Origin of the sequence: Rubellimicrobium thermophilum DSM 16684 (assembly GCF_000442315.1) — a bacterium.
Taxonomy (GTDB): Bacteria; Pseudomonadota; Alphaproteobacteria; order Rhodobacterales; family Rhodobacteraceae; genus Rubellimicrobium; species Rubellimicrobium thermophilum.
The window spans coordinates 350,279-367,478 of record NZ_KE557324.1 but is presented as its reverse complement, the minus strand read 5'-3'; the positions used below and the strand labels follow the sequence as shown (position 1 = coordinate 367,478).

14 protein-coding genes and 5 pseudogenes are annotated in these 17,200 nt (G+C 67.2%); 14 read left to right on the top strand and 5 right to left on the bottom strand.

The window, feature by feature from the left end; translation table 11 throughout:
• Window position 1: 1 nt before the first annotated feature.
• From smpB to uraH, 3 genes and pseudogenes are all read right to left on the bottom strand, one after another.
• Window positions 2–472: an SsrA-binding protein SmpB gene (gene smpB / locus RUTHE_RS14035; protein ID WP_021099139.1), complete on the bottom strand. Its 471-nt coding sequence runs from the start codon at window positions 470–472 to the stop codon at window positions 2–4.
• 71 nt (window positions 473–543) lie between these two features.
• Window positions 544–1,760 (bottom strand): annotated as a pseudogene (locus RUTHE_RS14030) (urate hydroxylase PuuD).
• 75 nt (window positions 1,761–1,835) lie between these two features.
• Window positions 1,836–2,189 carry a hydroxyisourate hydrolase gene (uraH, locus tag RUTHE_RS14025; protein WP_021099136.1) on the bottom strand — a complete coding sequence of 118 codons (354 nt, stop codon included), beginning with the start codon at window positions 2,187–2,189 and terminating at the stop codon, window positions 1,836–1,838.
• A gap of 78 nt (window positions 2,190–2,267) precedes the next feature.
• On the opposite strand from uraH, the gene puuE reads away from it, so the two are divergent.
• From puuE to RUTHE_RS17860, 11 genes and pseudogenes are all read left to right on the top strand, one after another.
• On the top strand, window positions 2,268–3,674 hold the full coding sequence (puuE, locus tag RUTHE_RS14020; RefSeq protein ID WP_021099135.1) for an allantoinase PuuE: 1,407 nt from the start codon (window positions 2,268–2,270) through the stop codon (window positions 3,672–3,674).
• Window positions 3,671–4,492, top strand: coding sequence for a bifunctional allantoicase/(S)-ureidoglycine aminohydrolase (locus RUTHE_RS14015; RefSeq protein WP_021099134.1), 822 nt, complete (start codon window positions 3,671–3,673; stop codon window positions 4,490–4,492). The genes puuE and RUTHE_RS14015 overlap by 4 nt, the downstream gene beginning before the upstream one ends.
• Window positions 4,489–4,980, top strand: a complete 492-nt coding sequence (locus RUTHE_RS14010) for an ureidoglycolate lyase (protein ID WP_021099133.1) — start codon at window positions 4,489–4,491, stop codon at window positions 4,978–4,980. The genes RUTHE_RS14015 and RUTHE_RS14010 overlap by 4 nt, the downstream gene beginning before the upstream one ends.
• A gap of 266 nt (window positions 4,981–5,246) precedes the next feature.
• Window positions 5,247–6,485: pseudogene (locus tag RUTHE_RS14005) on the top strand (flavin-containing monooxygenase); the annotation flags it as partial.
• 192 nt (window positions 6,486–6,677) lie between these two features.
• On the top strand, window positions 6,678–7,100 hold the full coding sequence (locus tag RUTHE_RS16860; RefSeq protein WP_169578846.1) for a RidA family protein: 423 nt from the start codon (window positions 6,678–6,680) through the stop codon (window positions 7,098–7,100).
• A 64-nt stretch (window positions 7,101–7,164) separates the two neighbouring features.
• Window positions 7,165–7,840: pseudogene (locus tag RUTHE_RS14000) on the top strand (DUF1028 domain-containing protein).
• 50 nt (window positions 7,841–7,890) lie between these two features.
• Entirely contained in the window at window positions 7,891–8,391 is a 501-nt protein-coding gene (locus tag RUTHE_RS17145) for an aldehyde dehydrogenase family protein (protein ID WP_211217766.1), read from the top strand.
• 21 nt (window positions 8,392–8,412) lie between these two features.
• Window positions 8,413–9,408, top strand: coding sequence for a LysR family transcriptional regulator (locus RUTHE_RS13990; RefSeq protein ID WP_021099129.1), 996 nt, complete (start codon window positions 8,413–8,415; stop codon window positions 9,406–9,408).
• Between the two features lie 194 nt (window positions 9,409–9,602).
• Window positions 9,603–10,511 carry an oxidoreductase gene (locus RUTHE_RS17870; protein WP_021099128.1) on the top strand — a complete coding sequence of 303 codons (909 nt, stop codon included), beginning with the start codon at window positions 9,603–9,605 and terminating at the stop codon, window positions 10,509–10,511.
• A 205-nt stretch (window positions 10,512–10,716) separates the two neighbouring features.
• Entirely contained in the window at window positions 10,717–11,343 is a 627-nt protein-coding gene (locus RUTHE_RS17865; RefSeq protein ID WP_021099127.1) for a hypothetical protein, read from the top strand.
• Window positions 11,344–11,702: 359 nt separating this feature from the next.
• A pseudogene (locus RUTHE_RS17860) lies at window positions 11,703–12,249 on the top strand (ABC transporter ATP-binding protein); the annotation flags it as partial.
• 647 nt (window positions 12,250–12,896) lie between these two features.
• Here RUTHE_RS17860 and RUTHE_RS13975 read toward each other — a convergent pair.
• Window positions 12,897–13,553 carry a hypothetical protein gene (locus RUTHE_RS13975; RefSeq protein WP_021099124.1) on the bottom strand — a complete coding sequence of 219 codons (657 nt, stop codon included), beginning with the start codon at window positions 13,551–13,553 and terminating at the stop codon, window positions 12,897–12,899.
• Between the two features lie 123 nt (window positions 13,554–13,676).
• A pseudogene (locus RUTHE_RS13970) lies at window positions 13,677–15,115 on the bottom strand (DUF6880 family protein).
• Window positions 15,116–15,336: 221 nt separating this feature from the next.
• Here RUTHE_RS13970 and RUTHE_RS13965 point away from each other — a divergent pair.
• The 3 genes from RUTHE_RS13965 to RUTHE_RS13955 all read left to right on the top strand — a co-directional run bounded on the left by RUTHE_RS13965 (window position 15,337) and on the right by RUTHE_RS13955 (window position 17,194).
• Window positions 15,337–16,491 (top strand): tyrosine-type recombinase/integrase, encoded by a 1,155-nt coding sequence (locus tag RUTHE_RS13965; protein WP_021099122.1) that lies wholly within the window; start codon window positions 15,337–15,339, stop codon window positions 16,489–16,491.
• 270 nt (window positions 16,492–16,761) lie between these two features.
• Window positions 16,762–16,971: a methylation-associated defense system helix-turn-helix domain-containing protein MAD1 gene (gene mads1 / locus RUTHE_RS13960; RefSeq protein ID WP_021099121.1), complete on the top strand. Its 210-nt coding sequence runs from the start codon at window positions 16,762–16,764 to the stop codon at window positions 16,969–16,971.
• Entirely contained in the window at window positions 16,964–17,194 is a 231-nt protein-coding gene (locus tag RUTHE_RS13955) for a hypothetical protein (protein ID WP_021099120.1), read from the top strand. Before mads1 ends, RUTHE_RS13955 begins: the two co-directional genes overlap by 8 nt.
• The last annotated feature ends 6 nt before the right edge of the window (window positions 17,195–17,200 follow it).

Below are 17,200 nucleotides of genomic sequence, written 5' to 3'. Positions count from 1 at the left end.
CCTACCCTTCCTTGAGCAGACGGCGCTTCTGGCGGTTCCAGTCGCGTTCAGCCTCGCTCGCGCGCTTGTCGTGGAGCTTCTTGCCCTTGGCGATACCGAGCTTGAGCTTCACGCGACCCTTGTCGTTGAAATACATGGACAGCGGCACGATGGTCATTCCTTCGCGCCGGGTGGCGGACCAGAGCCGGGCAATCTCGCGACGGCTGGCCAGGAGCTTGCGACGGCGGCGCTCCTCATGTCCCCAGGTCCGGGCCGGTTCATAGGGCGCGATATAGGCATTGACGAGCCACAGCTCCCCGTCCTCGACGGCGGCATAGCTCTCGGCGATATTCGCCTTGCCGTGACGCAGCGATTTCACCTCGCTTCCCATCAGCACGATCCCGGCTTCGAGATCGTCCTCGATGGCATAGTCGTGGCGGGCGCGCCGGTTCTCGGCGATGAGCTTGCGGTTGGGACTGGGTTTCTCGACCATGACGCTCCGAGATGCGCCGCGGAGGGGGCCGCGTCAAGCCGCCTGCCCGGAGCGGACAGGGACAAGGCGGCTCAGCTTCCCCGATACCAGGCGCGGATGAGCGCGCGCTCCTCCTCGGTCAGGCCGGTGATGTTGGCCGGGGGCATGGCGCGGCTCAGACCGGCCTGAAGATAGATCTCCCGTGCATGGGCCGCGATCTGGGCATCGGTCTCGAGCATGACCCCCTTCGGCGGCCAGTACAGGTTGCCCCAGCCCGGTTCGGCCGCGTGACACATGGCGCAGCGGCTCTGGACCACGTCGCGCACCGCCGCAAAGCCCTCGGCTTCGGCATGGCGGGCGGCTGCCGGCGGCATCGCCTCTGCGGTCGCGTCATAGGTGAAGGCACGGGGGACGGACAGAAAGACGATCAGGAGGAAGATCACCACCGTTGCCGCCCAGGTCCAGTGCGGCGCCCCTTGCGGGCATGGACCGTGTTGAACCAGTGCCGGATCGTCACCCCCATCAGGAAGACCAGACAGGCGATGGCCCAGGCATGATCGCCCCCGAAGGCCAGCGGATAGTGATTCGACAGCATCAGGAAGATGACAGGCAGCGTCAGATAGTTGTTGTGGGTGCTGCGCTGCTTGGCGATGCGGCCGTATTCCGGGTCAGGCCGGCGGCCCGCGATCAAGTCGGCCACGACGATCTTCTGGTTGGGGATGATGACGAAGAACACGTTGCCCGTCATCAGCGTGGCCGTGAAGGCGCCCATATGCAGAAGCGCCGCCCGACCCGAGAAGACCGAGGTGTAGAACAGCGCCATCAGGACGATCAGCCCGAAGAGGCCGAGCATGAGGCGAAACGGCTCGTTCCCGAAGCGCGAACGGCACATCGCGTCATAGGCGAGCCAGCCGAAGGCGAGGCTCGCGCCTGACAGGACGATGCCCTGCCAGAGCGGGATATCGGCCACCTGCGGATCGATCAGGAACAGCTCGCCCCCGATCCAGTAGACAAGAACCAGCAGGGCGAAACCCGAAAGCCAGGTGGAATAGCTCTCCCATTTGAACCAGACGAGGTCGGAGGGCATCCGCTCCGGCGCGACGAGATATTTCTGGATGTGATAGAAGCCGCCGCCATGGACCTGCCATTCCTCCCCATCGGCACCGGAGGCCAGCTGCCGGTCGCGGTGCAAGCCGAGGTCGAGGGCGATGAAGTAGAAGGATGAGCCGATCCAGGCGATGGCCGTGATCACATGAAGCCAGCGCACGGCAAACTCGGCCCAATGTGCGATCACTGCGAGATCATACATCCTGTCCCCCTTCTCTTCCGGTCAGGCTAGCGGGCGGCGGTGCCTGCGGGAAGAGGCGGGACGGTGGACGCCGGGTCAGGAGCCGCGATAGGTCGAATAGCCGAAGGGCGAGAGCAGCAGCGGGACATGGTAATGCCCGGCCTGCATGCCGAAACGGATCGGCACCTCGTCCAGGAAGGGCGGGTCGGTCAGGCAGGCACCCTGCGCGCGCAGATAGGCGCCGGCATGGAAGGTCAGCTCGTAGAGACCGGGGGCAAAGCGCTCCTTCGGCAGGATCGGTGCGTCGGTGCGTCCGTCGGCGTTGGTGACCGCCTCGGCCAGACGCTCGCGCCGCCCATCGGCAAGCCGATCGAGGACAACCCGCATGCCTGCCGCCGGCACCCCCCTCGCGGTATCGAGCACATGGGTCGTCAGCCAGCCCTCTGCCATTCCGGTTCCTCCTGACGACAGTTTCCGGGCAGGCGGGGCGGGTTGCAAGTCCCTGCATGTCGCGTCACCTTCGGACCCATGCTGGAGGCTCCCCGATATCTTCGAGATCTGCGCGGCCACGGCCCGACCCCGCCCGAGGCGGACTGGCCCGGGGATGCGCGCGTGGCCGTTTCCCTCGTGCTGAATTACGAGGAGGGCGGCGAGAACTGCCTGCTCCATGGCGATGCCGCCTCGGAGGCCTTCCTGTCCGACATCGCCGGCGCCCAGCCCTGGCCGGGCATGCGGCACTGGAACATGGAGTCCATCTACGACTACGGTGCGAGGGCGGGGTTCTGGCGGCTCCATCGGATGCTGCGGGATCTGCCGGTGACGGTCTTCGGGGTGGCCAGCGCGCTTGCCCGGTCGCCCGAACAGGTCAGTGCGATGAAGGCCGCCGGCTGGGAGATCGCCTCGCATGGCCTGAAATGGATCGAACACCGCGACATGGACGAGGCGACGGAGCGCACCCAGATCGCCGAGGCGATCCGCCTTCATGCCGAAGTGGTGGGAGAGAGGCCCCGTGGCTGGTATACGGGACGCTGCAGCATCAACACCGTGCGTCTCGTGGCGGAGACAGGCCTGTTCGACTGGATCTCGGACGCCTATGACGACGACCTGCCGCACTGGATCCATCTGGGCGGACGCGATCAGCTCGTGATTCCCTACACGCTCGAGGCCAACGACATGCGCTTCGCCGTCTCGCCCGGCTGGGTCACGGGACGGGATTTCGGCGATTATCTCTGCGACAGCTTCGATGTCCTGCATGCCGAAGGGGGACGGATGATGTCGGTCGGGCTGCATTGCCGCCTCGCCGGACGACCGGGCAAGGCGGCGGGATTGCAGCAATTCCTCCGCCATGCCGCACAGAAGGGGGGCGTCTGGTTCGCCACCCGGGGCCAGATCGCCGCGCATTGGCGCAGCCGCCATCCGCCCCGCCCCTCCGAACGCCCTTCGGCCATGACGCGCGAACGCTTCGTCGAACGCTTCGGCGGCATCGTCGAACATTCCCCCTGGGTGGCCGAGCGCGCCTGGATGCTCGAGCTGGGGCCGGCCCATGACAGCGCCGAGGGCCTGGCTCATGCATTCGCCCGGGTGCTCCGGAGCGCATCGGAGGAGGAGCAGCTCTCGGTGCTGCGTGCCCATCCGGATCTGGCAGGGCGGCTCGCGCAGGCGCGGCGCCTGACAGCCGATTCGGCCGCCGAGCAGGCCAGTGCCGGCCTCGATGCCCTGACAGATGCCGAGAGGGCGCGTTTCGAGGCCCTCAATGCCGCCTATGTCGCGCGGCACGGCTTTCCCTTCATCATCGCGGTACGCGACCACGACAAGGCCTCGATCCTGTCTGCCTTCGAGCGGCGGCTGACCCAGGAGACCGCCGCCGAGGCGGCCGAGGCCCTCCGTCAGGTCGAACGCATCGTCCTTCTGCGGCTGAAGACGATCCTGCCATGACCTATGCCTTTCCCCCTGGCGGACTGCCTGATCAGACCGGCGATCCCGCTGCCAATGGCGCCATCTTCACCGCGGCCTATGCCCTGATCCCCGCCGCGGTGCAGCGCGACATCGTCACCAGCCTGCTGCCCAGATGGGAACGGACGCGGGCCTGGATCCTCGCCCGTCCGCTGTCCGGCTTTGCCGAGACCTTCGCGCAGCTTGCCGTCGAGGTGGAGGCCGGTGGCGGCTCGGAAGATCCCGAGCCGGACTTCCATGCCGAAGGGGTGCTGTTCGTGGCCGAGGGCGAAGGCCGGCTCTGGGCGGCAGGGGGGCATCACGCGCTGACCGCCGGCAGCTATGCCTATCTTCCCCCCGGACGCCCCTGGGCGATCCGCGCCACGACCCGGCTTCGTCTCCACTGGATCCGGCGACGCTACATTCCGGTAGACGGTCTTGCGGTGCCGGAGTTCCTGCTGACCTCGGACGCGCAGACTCCCGTGAACTGGATGCCGGGAACGGAACAATGGGGGACGACGCGCTTCGTCGATCCGCAGGATCTGCGCCACGACATGCATGTGAATATCGTCACCTTCCGTCCCGGCGGGCGCATCCCCTTTGCCGAGACGCATGTGATGGAACACGGCCTCTATGTCCTCGAGGGGACGGCGCGCTATCTGCTCAACGACCGCTGGCACGAGGTCGGACCCGGCGACTTCATGTGGCTGCGCGCCTTCTGCCCGCAGGCCTGCATCGCCACGGGCGACGGCCCCTTCCGCTACCTGCTCTACAAGGATGTGAACCGTCATCCGGCGCTGACCTTCCGGGGCGCGCCGTGATCGGCATCGAGCCCCTGACGGCCGCGGCCTTTGCCCCCTTCGGCGAGGTGCTCGACGCCACGGGAGAGCCCGACCGCCTCATCAACCGGGGGCTCTGCGGGCGCTGGCACGACCGCGCGCAGCTCGACTTCGTCGCAGGCGGCCGGGCGGGGATCAGCCTCTTCCGTGCCCGGCCGCGCAGCCTTCCCTACCGCCTCGAGATGGTGGAACGTCATCCGCTCGGATCGCAGGCCTTCCTGCCGATGACAGCGGATCCCTTCCTCGTCATCGTCGCCGAAGGACAGCAGGCCCTGCCGGGCCGCATCCGCGCCTTCCTCGCGGCGCCAGGACAGGGGGTCAATCTGCGCCGCGGCTGCTGGCACGGGGTCCTGACACCCCTGCATGAGCCGGGGCTGTTCGCAGTCGTGGATCGCATCGCGCCCGAGGGCGAGCCGCCGGGGGCGAATCTCGAGGAATTCTGGCTGCCCGAGCCGCTGACCGTCGCCTGACCCACGGCCGGACCGCCTCCGCCAGACCCCGGCTCTCCCCCTCGCCAACGGAGGCAACCCGGCGCGTGAGGGAACGCAGTCGGCGGCTTACTCGGCCACCCGTTAGGCAGAGACGAAGCAACGGTAAGCCAAAGCGTTCTTTTGCGGCGGCCGGGGCCGTGGGAGCCTGGCGCGCGGGACCGCCGGACATCTTGCGGCAGCCCCTGCGGAGGCCGACGCGGGCAGCCCCCGTCACGGGGGGGGCGGCTCGCAGCGAGGGTCGTGACATGGCAGCGGAGAAGATCGACACGCTCGTGGTCGGCGGCGGTCAGGCCGGGATCGCGATGAGCGAGCATCTGGGCGCCAAAGGCATTCCGCATCTCGTGCTCGAGAAGGCCCGTATTGCCGAGGCCTGGCGCAGCGGGCGGTGGGATTCGCTCGTTGCCAACGGCCCGGCCTGGCACGACCGCTTTCCCCATCTCGAATTCCGGGGCTTCAACCCGGATGCCTTCGTTCCCAAGGACGCGGTGGCGGACTATCTCGAGGCCTATGCGCGCATGGTGAAGGCACCCATCCGCACCGGCGTCGAGGTGCTGCGGGCCGAGCGCATCGCGGGGCAGAGCGGCTTTCGCGTGCAGACCAGCGAAGGCGAGATCGAGACCCAACGCATCGTGGCGGCCACCGGAGCCTTCCAGATCCCGGTCATTCCACCGCTCGTGCCGGCCGCGGTGCCGGTGATGCAGATCCATTCCTTCCACTACCGTAACCCTGGCCAGTTGCCGGACGGCGCGGTCCTGGTGGTCGGTGCGGGCTCCTCCGGGGCGCAGATCGCCGACGAGCTCAACCGCGCCGGGCGCAAGGTCTATCTCTGCGTCGGCCCGCATGAGCGGCCTCCGCGTGCCTATCGGGGCCGCGATTTCGTCTGGTGGCTGGGTGTGCTGGGGCTCTGGGACATCGCTGCGCCCACGCCCGGCGCCGAGCACGTGACCATCGCGGTGAGCGGGGCCTATGGCGGCCGGACGGTCGATTTCCGCAGACTCGCAGGCGAGGGCATCACGCTCGTGGGGTCCGCCCGGGCCTGCGAGGACGGCGTGATCGCCTTCGCAGACGATCTCGCGCGGAACCTCGCCCGAGGCGACGCGAGCTATCTGAGGCTGCTCGATGCGGCCGACGCCCATGCGGCGCGCTATGGGCTCGACCTGCCCGAGGAGCCGCAGGCGCGCCAGCCCTTCCCCGATCCCGACTGCCTGATCCGCCCGATCCCCGCGCTCGACCTCAAGCGCGCCGGCGTAGGCGCGATCATCTGGGCAACCGGCTTCCGGCAGGACTTCGGCTGGCTCAAGGTGGATGCCTTCGACGCGCAGGGCCGGCCGCGCCACCAGCGCGGGGTGTCGAGCGAACCGGGGGTGTATTTCCTCGGCCTGCCCTGGCAGTCGCGGCGGGGTTCGTCCTTCCTGTGGGGGGTCTGGCACGATGCGAAACACATCGCCGACCAGATCGAGATCCAGCGCAACTACCTCGCCTACCTTCCCTCGCGCCGGCCTGCGCCCCTCAGGGCCAGGGTCACGCGACACGGACTTAGACCCGACCTCAGCAATGATGAGACAGAGCGTAATTTCGCAGCCTTGCCCAGCGGTGCGATCCTGCCTGCATGGGCGGCGCCGGCGCGGCCCCGGCACCCCTGCCCCGACGACCGCCAACCCGTTGAGGAGAAGCCGATGGCGCATACCCGGATCCGCAGGTTCAACACCCGCGACACCTACCCCGAACAGAAGCTCGACAACGACCTCTGCCACGCGGTGGTCACGCGCGGCGGCCGCACGGTCTGGCTGCGCGGGCAGTGCCCGCAGAACCTCGACGACGGCACCAACATCGCGAGCCACGATCCCGCCGAGCAGACCCACAAGGTCATGCAGAACATCCGTCAGCTGATCGAGGAGGCCGGCGGGCGCATGGAGCATCTCGTCAAGATCGTGGTCTATCTGACCGACGTGCGCCACCGCGAGGCCGTCTACCGCACCATGGGCCAGTACATCCGGGGCGTGCACCCGGTTTCGACCGGCCTCGTGGTGCAGGCCCTCGCGCGCCCCGAATGGCTGGTGGAGATCGACGCGATCGCGGTGATCCCGGACGAGGCGTGAGGTCGGGGCGGGCAGCGGACCGGCGGCGGGCGGAACCGCACGGAGGCAGGGAGGGATCGCGACGATGACCTTCTCGCTTGTGGCGCGCTGTGCCAAGACGGGGATGTTCGGGGTGGCCATCGCCTCGTCCTCGCCGGCGGTGGCGGCGCGCTGCGCACATGCCCGGGCGCGGGTGGGCGCGGTAGCCACGCAGAACGTGACCGACCCGCGGCTGGGGCCGCTGACGCTCGATCTGATGCAGGGCGGGATGTCGGCGCCCGAGGCCGTGGCCGAGATGTCCCGCCGCGCGGCCTTCCCCGAATACCGGCAGGTGCTGGCGGTGGACACCCGCGGGGCGAGCGCCATCCACTCCGGCACCAGGGCCCTGGGGGCTCTGGGCCGAGGCGCAGGCACGCGATGTGGCCGCGGCGGGCAACCTGCTTGCGGATGCGGCCGTGCCGCAGGCGATGCTCGCGGCCTTCGCCACCGCGGAGGGGCATCTGGGCGACCGGCTGCTGGCGGCCCTCAGGGCCGGTCTCGACGCTGGAGGCGAGGCGGGCCCGGTGCATTCCGCCGGCCTGATGGTCGTCGATGTCCAGTCCTGGCCGCTCGTCGATCTGCGCTGCGACTGGAGCGACGACTGCCCCGTCGCGGCCCTGGCCCGGGCCTGGGAGGTCTACCGGCCGCAGATGGAGGCCTATGTGCTGCGGGCGCTCGACCCCCGGCAGGCCCCGTCCTTCGGCGTTCCGGGGGACGAATGAGCGACGCCGCGCCGCGACCGCCACCGACCAACCCCGAAACAGGGGGGCCCATGCCTGAACTGTCCCGCGACGACTGGCACGCGCTGGCTGGATGGATTCCGTTCCGCGACAAGGCCTTCATCAACGGCCGCTTCGTCGATGCAGCCTCGGGCGAGATCTTCGACAGCATCAACCCGGCGACCGGCGAAGTGCGGGCGCGCGTGGCCGCCTGCGACGGGCGAGCGCAAGGCGGCGCTCCTGAAGCTCGCCGAGACCATCCCGGCCCATCGCGACGAGCTGGCCCTGCTCGACAGCCTCGACATGGGGAAGCTGGTCACCGATGCCGCGACCATCGACCTGCCCAGACGCGTCGCATCATGGGCTCCATCGAGCGGAGCAAGGCCACCACGCAGCTGGTGGCCGGCACGGTCTCGGTCAACACCGTCGATGCGCTGTCGCCCCAGACGCCCTTCGGCGGCATGAAGCAGTCGGGCTTCGGATGCGACCTTTCGCTGCCCTCGCTCGAGAAGTATACCGCGCTCAAGACCGTCTGGACCAAGTACAGGGCGTGACGGCGCGACCCGGGGGGCGCCTTGGCCATCCGCTATACATTGCGCCAGCTCGAGTATTTTGTCGCCGTGGGCGAGGCGGGGTCGATCGCGCTGGCCTCCGACCGCCTGCATGTCTCTTCGCCCTCGATCTCGGCGGCGATCGCGCAGCTCGAGAAGGAGTTCGGCCTGCCCCTGTTCATCCGCCAGCACGCGCACGGGCTGACGCTGACCCCCGCGGGACAGACGATGATGGATCAGGCGCGCAACGTGCTGCGCGAGGCCGAGCGGCTGGCCATCCTGGCCGGCGACATCTCGGGCGTGCCGAACCGGCCCCTGGCGCTGGGCTGCCTCCTGACCATTGCGCAGATGATCCTGCCCGATCTGCGCCGCAGCTTCGAGACCGCGCATCCCGGGATCCGCGTCACCCAGCGCGAGCTCGATCAGGCCGAGATCTTCAGCTACATCCGCCGGGCCGAGATCGACATCGCCCTGACCTACAACCTCGATATCCCCACCGACCTGCGCTTCGTCACCCTGGCCGAGCTGCCCCCCTACGCGCTGGTGGCCGAGACGCATCCTCTGGCCGAGCGGCCGACCGTGTCGGTGGAGGAGCTGCGCGACCATCCCATGGTGCTGCTCGACCTGCCCTTCAGCGCGGACTACTTCCTGTCGCTGTTCCCGCGCGAGGGTGCCCGCCCCCGGATCGCCGAGCGCACCCGGGACATCGCAGTGATGCGCAGTCTGGTGGCCAACGGCTACGGCTTCTCGATCGCCAACATCCGCCCCCTGACCGACGAGGCCCCCGATGGAAGGAAGTTGCGCTTCATTCCCATGGCGGGCGATCTGCGCCCGATGCGCCTCGGCCTCCTGATGGCGCAGGAAGCCGGCAGCCTCGCCGTCATCCGTCTGTTCATCGATCATTGCCGCAGACGCGTGGCCGCGGGCGCGGTGCCCGGACTGGGCGGCTTCCCCGCTACGGCCGATGCGCCCCGGACGGCTCGCCTCACCTGCGAGAACCGCGCCTCAGGGAAAAGCTAATCCCGGCTTCCGCAAGCCCGGCCTTGCTGGGCGCGGGCGGCCTTCTATCGTTCCTTCCGGGCCGGACTGAACAACCGCAAGGAGACCGCACGATGCGCGATCCCCGCTACGACATCCTCTTCGAGCCGATCCGCATCGGCCCCTGACCGCCAGGAACCACTTCTATCCGATGCCCCATTGCGACGGCGGAGGCGATGCGCGGCATCAAGGCGGAAGGCGGCTGGGGCGTGATCTTCACCGAACAATGCGAGATCCACCCCAGTTCCGAGATCACCTCCGTCATCGAGCTGAGGCTGTGGGAGGGCCGCGAGATCCCCCTGCTTTCCCGCATGGCCGAGCGGATGAAGAGCCATGGCGCGCTGGCCGGCATCCAGCTCGCCTATCCGGGGGTCAACGGGCCCAACCTCTACACCCGCGAGGTGCTGCTGGCGGTCTCGGCCATGCCCCGCCGGACCTTCACCTGCGATCCGGTGCAGGCGCGCGCGCTCGACCGGCAGGACATCCGCGACCTGCGCCGCTGGTTCGTCATGGCCGCCCGTCGCGCGCAGACCGCCAGGTTCGACCTGATCTGCCTCTACGGCGCGCACGGCTTCGGCATCTTCCAGCAGTTCCTGAGCCGCGCCACCAACCAGCGCAGAGACGAATACGGCGGCAGCCTCGAGAACCGCTCGCGCTTCCTGCGCGAGGCGGTCGGCGAGCGAATGGCGATCACGCTGTGCCTGTTGCTCGACGAGAGCATCGGCGCGCTCGGCTTTTCCAATGCCGAGCTGCGCGACTTCATCGCGCTGAACCGCAAACTGCCCGACCTGTGGGATCTGGCTCAGGGCACGTGGGAGGAGTGCTCGGGGCCATCGCGCTTCCAGGAGGACGCGTCGCAGGAAGCACTGGTGCGCGGCATCCGCGGCCTGACCGACCGCCCTTTCGCGTGGGGCGCTTCACCTCTCCCGATGCGATGGTACGCCAGATCCGCGCCGGCATTCTCCTCATCGGGTGCGCCTGTCCCTCGATCGCCGCCCCCTTCCTGCCGAAGAAGATCGAGAAAGGCCCCATCGAGGACATCCGCGAATGCATCGGCTGCAACATCTGCATCACCGGCGACATGACCATGTCGCTCAGCCGCTGCACCCGGACCCCCCCCTTCATGGAGGAATGGCGCAAGGGCTGGCATTCCGAGCGGATGAACCCCAAGGGCGAGAGCCGTAGCGTGCTGGTGGTGGGCGCGGGGCCGGCGGGGCGCGAGGCCGCGCGCGCCGGCTCTGCGCGGCTACGACGGGCGCTGGCCAAGGCGACCACCCAGCTCGGCGGGCGGTGTCGCGCGATCGCAGGCTGCCGGGTCTTTCGGCCTGGGGACGGGTGGCTGACGGCCGCGAACACCAGATCCGCCGACGGTCCAATGTGGAGATCTACCTCGACAGCCGGCTTGATGCCGACAGCATTCTGGGGTTCGGCTTCGAACATGTCTGCATCGCCACCGGCGCTCGCTGGCGCCGCGACAGGGTCAACCGCCAGCATGTGGTCCCCTTCCCCATCGATCCCGGCATGCCACTGTGCATCCCCGACAACATCATGGAGGGCAACCTGCCCACGGGCGGCGTGGTGATCGCTGGGGACAACCATTACCATATGGGCGGGGTGTTGGCCGCGCTGCTGGCGATCCGTGGCTGCGAGGTCAGCCTGATCACCCCCGCGGCCCATGTCAGCGACTGGACGCGCAACACGCTCGAACAGGCAGCCATCCACCAGCACCTGGCCGGGCTCGGGGTCGAGATCGTGCTCAAGCGCGGCGTGACCGCCATCGGTGCGGGGCATGCGGTGTCGAACTGCCTCTACACCGGCACCACGGGGTCCCATGGCTGTGATGCGGTGGTGAGGGTCGCATCGCGCCAGGGCGAAGATCGGCTCTTCCGCGACCTCGCGGCGCGGCAGGAGACCTGACCGATGCGGGCATCCTCAACGTCCGCCTGATCGGCGATGCCGAGGCACCCGGGCCCATCGCCTGGGCCACCTAGGCCGGGCACCGCTCGCGCGCGAGCTCGACACGCCCGCCTTCCGGCGCGAGATCACGGAACTCACGCCGGACTGGCCGTGACCGGTCCCCCGCGCGACCCCCGCCCATTCGGGCGGCGATCCGGACGCCGGCGCGGGCGTTCTGCCTGTCTTGGGCTCGTCCTAACACGCGCTGAGGAACTCGTTTCTTCGCCGGCACAGCCGCGTAGTGAGCTTGCTGGAAAGGCCGCCCCTCCGCGCAGGCCGAGAGGAGGCCTGCTTGTCCCGATCACCCGCTGCGGCCATCGATGTCCGGGGATGTCGGGAATGCGGTCAAGCGCTACGGCGAAATGGCGCACTCAAGCGGATTTCGCTGTCCATCCGGGACAACGGATTCTTCACCCTGCTTGGGCCCTCGGGCTGCGGCAAGACCACGCTGTTGCGGATGATCGCCGGCTTCGAGGATGTCACCGAGGGCAAGATCCTGCTCTTCGGCGAACGCATCGCGGGACTGCCGCCCAACCGGCACCCCGTCAACAGCAAGTCCAGAACTCTGCGCTGTTCCCGCACATGACGGTGCTCGAGAACGTCGCCTTCGAAGTCGAGATGCGGGGCGATCACGCCAGCAGGCGCGGCGCCGGGCGGGCGAGTTGCGCGAACTCGTTCGGCTGTCGGACTTCGCCGGGCGCAGGCCCGCGCAGCTCTCGGGCGACCAGTAGCAGCAGCAGCGCGTGGCGTCGGCCCGCGCGGGCGCCCGAGCCGCGGGTGCTGCTGCTCGATGAGGCGCTCTCGGTCCTCGACCTCAAGCTGCGCAAGGCGATGCGGCTCGAGCTCAAGGACCTGCAGCACGACACGGCATCATCTTCCTTCGAGCGGGTCGCTCATTACCCAGACTACGACTGTCGGATCGGTCGGATGCAGCTGATGGTCTATTTCCGCGGCCAGAAGCTTGGCGGCCTGAACCGGCAGGCATTGCATTGGTATTTCTCGAAGGTGTTCGTCCGCGAACAGGGATCCCCCGACCTCATGACTGCGCATGGCTTCGAGCATGTCGTCCACAACGAGAAGCACGACTACTGGCTCGGAAAGGGGCTCAACGCTCTGGCACGCTTCGAGGACGCGATGGTCGCCATGACGGGCCTTCGTCCATGAGTCGGCGTCATTTGTTGACGGGCGCCGTGGGGTTTTTGTTGACCCGGTGTTGACACGGACGCGGAACGCAAAAGGTCTCCCGTTCGGGAGACTCTTAAGCGGCTTATTCTTTGAGAGATTTGGTTGCGGGGGCAGGATTTGAACCTGCGGCCTTCAGGTTATGAGCCGTGCCGAACGAACCATGAACAATCACTCGGAACCGCGAGTTCTTACGCAATTTCCGACACTTGCCGATCCCGGCAAATCGACCTCGCTTCGCGCGATCTGTGAGAATTGCGCAGCATATTTCGGCCTCGTGCTTCCACGATGCTTCCAACGGGCCGAGACTTGATTTTCCGGTAACAAAACCATCAGTGCAGGGTTTCCGGCCGCTCGATCACATAGGTTTCGAGCATCTGCTGGCGTGCCTTGCGACAGGCCTGGATGATCGTGTTGATCTCGGTCTCTGCGATCCGGGTTAGTTCGCGAAGGTGCTTTGCGGTGTCCTCCATGGTCGATGTGTCAGTCGAGCCCGGCGCATCGGCCGCAAGGTTTTCGGTCGCCGCGAACAATGCGCGCAGCTCTCCCAGAATGCCGATTGCCCTGTGTGCGCTTTCAGGGAAATCCATCTCGTCCTGTCCCGCGAAAAGCCCGTCGATAAAGCCGTCGAGTTCCTCGCGCCGAACCCTGGCGAGGCGCCCGAGATACGCGTGGCTGGCCGGTGCGATCTTCACCCGGGCGAGCTTGAAAGGGTCGCTGCGCTTCTGGTGCACGCTGAGGCCGTTCCACAAGCTCTGCAGCAGGGTGCCGAAGAAAGCTTCCGCCTCGCCCTTGTCCTCGAAGACGGGAAGTTCGTCGTCCCAGACACGGTGGATTTCCTGCATGGGCGATGCATTCACGTCCGGCGTCGCGATGTTGCCCATGAAGCGTGCACGGACCTGATGATACGGCAGCGGGCACGCGTAGTGCTTGAGGAGCGCCCGGATCGCACCATCATCGACTGACTGTTTCTTGCCCCGCGCTGCCATCACGTCTCCTGTCGGCTCGGGGCAAAGGTTAGGATATTGGCCGTGCGAGCGCCATAACAGATGACCCCTTTCGAGCGGCGCGTGCCGCTCGGTCGTGGCGTGACCCCACGCGGTCGCGTGTCATCAGCCTTCGGCCAGCGACCAGAAGCCGAACTTTCTGCCGTGCTCTTCCTTCAACCGGGCGACGTAGGCGTCGTGCGTCTCGAATGCGCCGAAGTCCTGGATATCCTCCGCGAGCCGGGCGCACTCGGTCAGGTGGTCGGCGGCATGGCGATATCGTTTCGAGCGCGCCTTGGTCAACGTGAAGTCGATCATCGCGCGCAGCGCCAGCGTCGCCGCCAGTGGATAACGCTCTGACAATGCCTCCGCCGCGGGCACCAGATACTCGAAGTGATCCCCGTCGATCTCCGAATGCCGGGCCACCAGCAGTTCCGCGGCGCGATCCAGCGCCGGCCAGTCGAGGAAGAACTGAAGCGCAGCAAGAAAGCTTGGATGGGCCGTGGCCTGCGCCATCGCCCTCTCTTCGGCCTCGATGTCATCGAAGTCAGGCAGCCGCTTGAGATAGGCGCGCAGATGCTCGACCGATAGGGTCCGCTCGAAGGTTTCCCAACGGAAGGCCTGAGCCTCGTCTAAGCGGCCCAGCGCTTCAAGCACCGCGAGGCGCGTCTCGGTCCATTCCCTCGGGATCCAGCCGTTATTGCCGAACTCGGCCCGCTCGATGAAGCCGAGCGCATCCTCCGCACGGCCCGCGCCCAGAAGCCGCTGCGCGATCTCGGCTGCGATCTTCGGAACCCGGCGCGTCTCTGGTTCATATTGGGCGATGAAACCATCGACGTCGCCCAGCGCATCGCCGATGTCCTTGAGCGCCATCGAGACGGTGCTCTGCCGCGCGCGTTCCGCCATCTCGTGGGCATATCGGGGGCCGCCAGTGCCCCAGCCCACCTGTTCCCAATCGCCTTTCGGTGGCACGGGCACCGGCGTGCGCCCGAGCTCCTCGACCAGCTCCTTCAGATACTCCAGACCAGCGGGACCGAGCGCCGGCGCCAGGAGAGCGATCAGATCGTCATACTGGCCATAGCCATTGTCCTGCAGCGCGTCGAGAACCTGCCGCGCCAGCGCCTTCGGTTCCGGCCGGGCGACCTTCGCCAGCGCGCCCAGATCGGCGCAGGCCTGGTGGAAGATGTCGATGACCGTGCCGCTGGAATCGTCGCAGCGCTCGAACACCGGCGTCGCGACGCCCATGAACCGCCACATCAGCGTCAGCGCCTCTTGCGGATCCGCGGGAGCAATCCGCTCGACGATGGCGCGCCGCTGGGTTTCGAGGTCATCGACCAATGCCTTGCGGTTCTCCAGGTAACGAAGCTGCGGGCGCGGGCAATGCTGGTCAGCCGCTTGGTGATCTCCCGCGCGGCCTCCCTCGGGCTCTGCGCACCCGCCAGCGCGAGCCGCAGCTTCCGCTTGGCGGCCGCATTGCCGGTGCTGATCTCGATAAGGAGTTGCGCCAGGCGCTCCGCACCCAGCGCCTCGAGGTTCTTTGCATTGAGGGTAGTCTTGGAAGCCATTGGAGCCCCGATATCGTTTGCAGGCCAGCTTATCAGCGGGTCGCAGGGTCCGGAACCTGCGATGTGATTCGATGGGCTCACCGATTCCCCGCGCCAGAGCGTGGAATCCCCCTACTCGGCAATACGGGGAATTTCCTTTTTCTTCGCAATTTCAATGTGTTCGTTGACTGTCGCCCGCGCTTCAGCACTGTGGAACGGCGAAAGAACCACCGAAGAGTGCCATGCCCAGGATCACCAAACGCCTCGTCGACGCCGCGGAAGCCCGCGCCACCGAATACTTCGTCTGGGACAGCGACATCCCAGGCTTCGGACTTCGGGTGCTGCCGAGCGGGCGCAAGGGCTACGCGGTCCAGTACCGCGCCGGACGCCGGTCCCGGCGGATCAGCCTCGGGCCCAGCACGGTGCTGACCTGCGAGCAGGCGCGCAACCGCGCCATCTCCATCGTCGCCGCCGCGCGCAACGGCGCGGACCCCGCCGCCGATCGCGACGCGGGGCGCAAGGCGATCACGATCAAGGAACTGGCCGAGCGGTTCGACAGGGAACACATCGCGATCCGCGTGAAGGCCAGCACAGCCAAGGAATATCGCCGGAACCTCGAACGCTTCATCCTGCCCGCGCTCGGGCAGCTGACGGTCACGGGCATCACCCGGGCGGACGTGGCGAAGTTCCATCACGACATGCGTCACATCCCCTATCAGGCGAACCGCTGCCTCGAAGTGGTCTCGAAGATGTTCAGCCTTGCAGAAATGTGGGGGCTGCGTCCGGACAGCACAAATCCGCGAAAGCACATCCGGAAGTACCCCGAAGAGAAGCGCGAGCGGTTCCTCAGCGCGGCCGAACTCCGCCGCATCGGCGAAGTGCTGCGCGAGATGGAGGCGGAAGGGGTGGCACTGCCCTCGGCCATCCTCGCCGCCCGTCTCCTCATCCTGACCGGGTGTCGGCTGAACGAGATCATGACGTTGAAGTGGGCGTACGTCGATCTTGACGTCCCTGCCCTGCGCCTGCCGGATTCCAAGACAGGGGCGAAGGTCGTCCACGTCGGCCAGCCAGTGGTAGACCTGCTGCGGGATGCCCAGCGCATCGACGGCAACCCGTGGGTGATCACCGGCACCCTGCCCGGCAAGCCGCTGAGTGATCTGCAACCCTTCTGGCAGCGCGTCCGCGCCCGTGCCGGGGTAAAGGACGTCCGCATCCACGACTTGCGCCACACCTTCGCGTCCACAGCCGTGGCGTCGGGTCAGGGCCTGCCGATGATCGGCAAGCTCCTCGGCCACACGCAGGTCCAGACCACGGGGCGCTACGCCCATCTGGCGGTCGAGCCGGTGCGGATGGCGGCGGACGCAGTGGCGCAGAACCTGCGGCAATCCTTGGGATAATTGGTGTTGGAGATCGGCTATCACGCTTGAACGTTTCTCTTGGGATCGTTGGTTCGTGCTTTGACGTCATAGACCCGCGGGACAGCAGGCGCGTCGCTTGCCAAGGCTCCGAGCTCTTTGTCCTGCAAAGCACGCAACGCCGACCACGTCAGGGCTTCCCGAAAGAATGATTTCAGGATGTCCGTGCGCAACCTGCAGCAATCATGCCCTAGCAATGTCTGGCAAAGTCTGGCACCCTCCCCCTCATCACATTCGAGAGGGAGCAGGTCCATGACGGACCCCATTCTCACTTTGCCAGAGGTCGCCGTTTTGTTGAAGGTTGCAGAGAAGACTGTCTACACGATGGCGCAAACCGGCCAGATCCCGGCGTTCAAGGTTCGGGGCCAATGGCGGTTCAAGCACGACGATATTGATCGGTGGATCGATGAACAGAAGGCGGTGGTGAAGGGGAACGCGGCAAAGGACTCCCCCAATGTCTGAGCAGTTCTTCGAAAAGCCAATCCTGAATTCCCCCTACGAATATCCGGGCCGCCATTGGGAACTGGATGCAGATGGCCAGCCAACGAACCGAATCATCGAGTCACGGCGCCGCTCGGACCTGATCACGCCGGTGCCCAAGACGAAGAAGCAGCGGAAAAGCCAGAAGCAGGGCGCACTTCTCCTCGGTGCGGATGACGAGTTAGCGTCCGAGGAGCTGGTGTAATTTCAT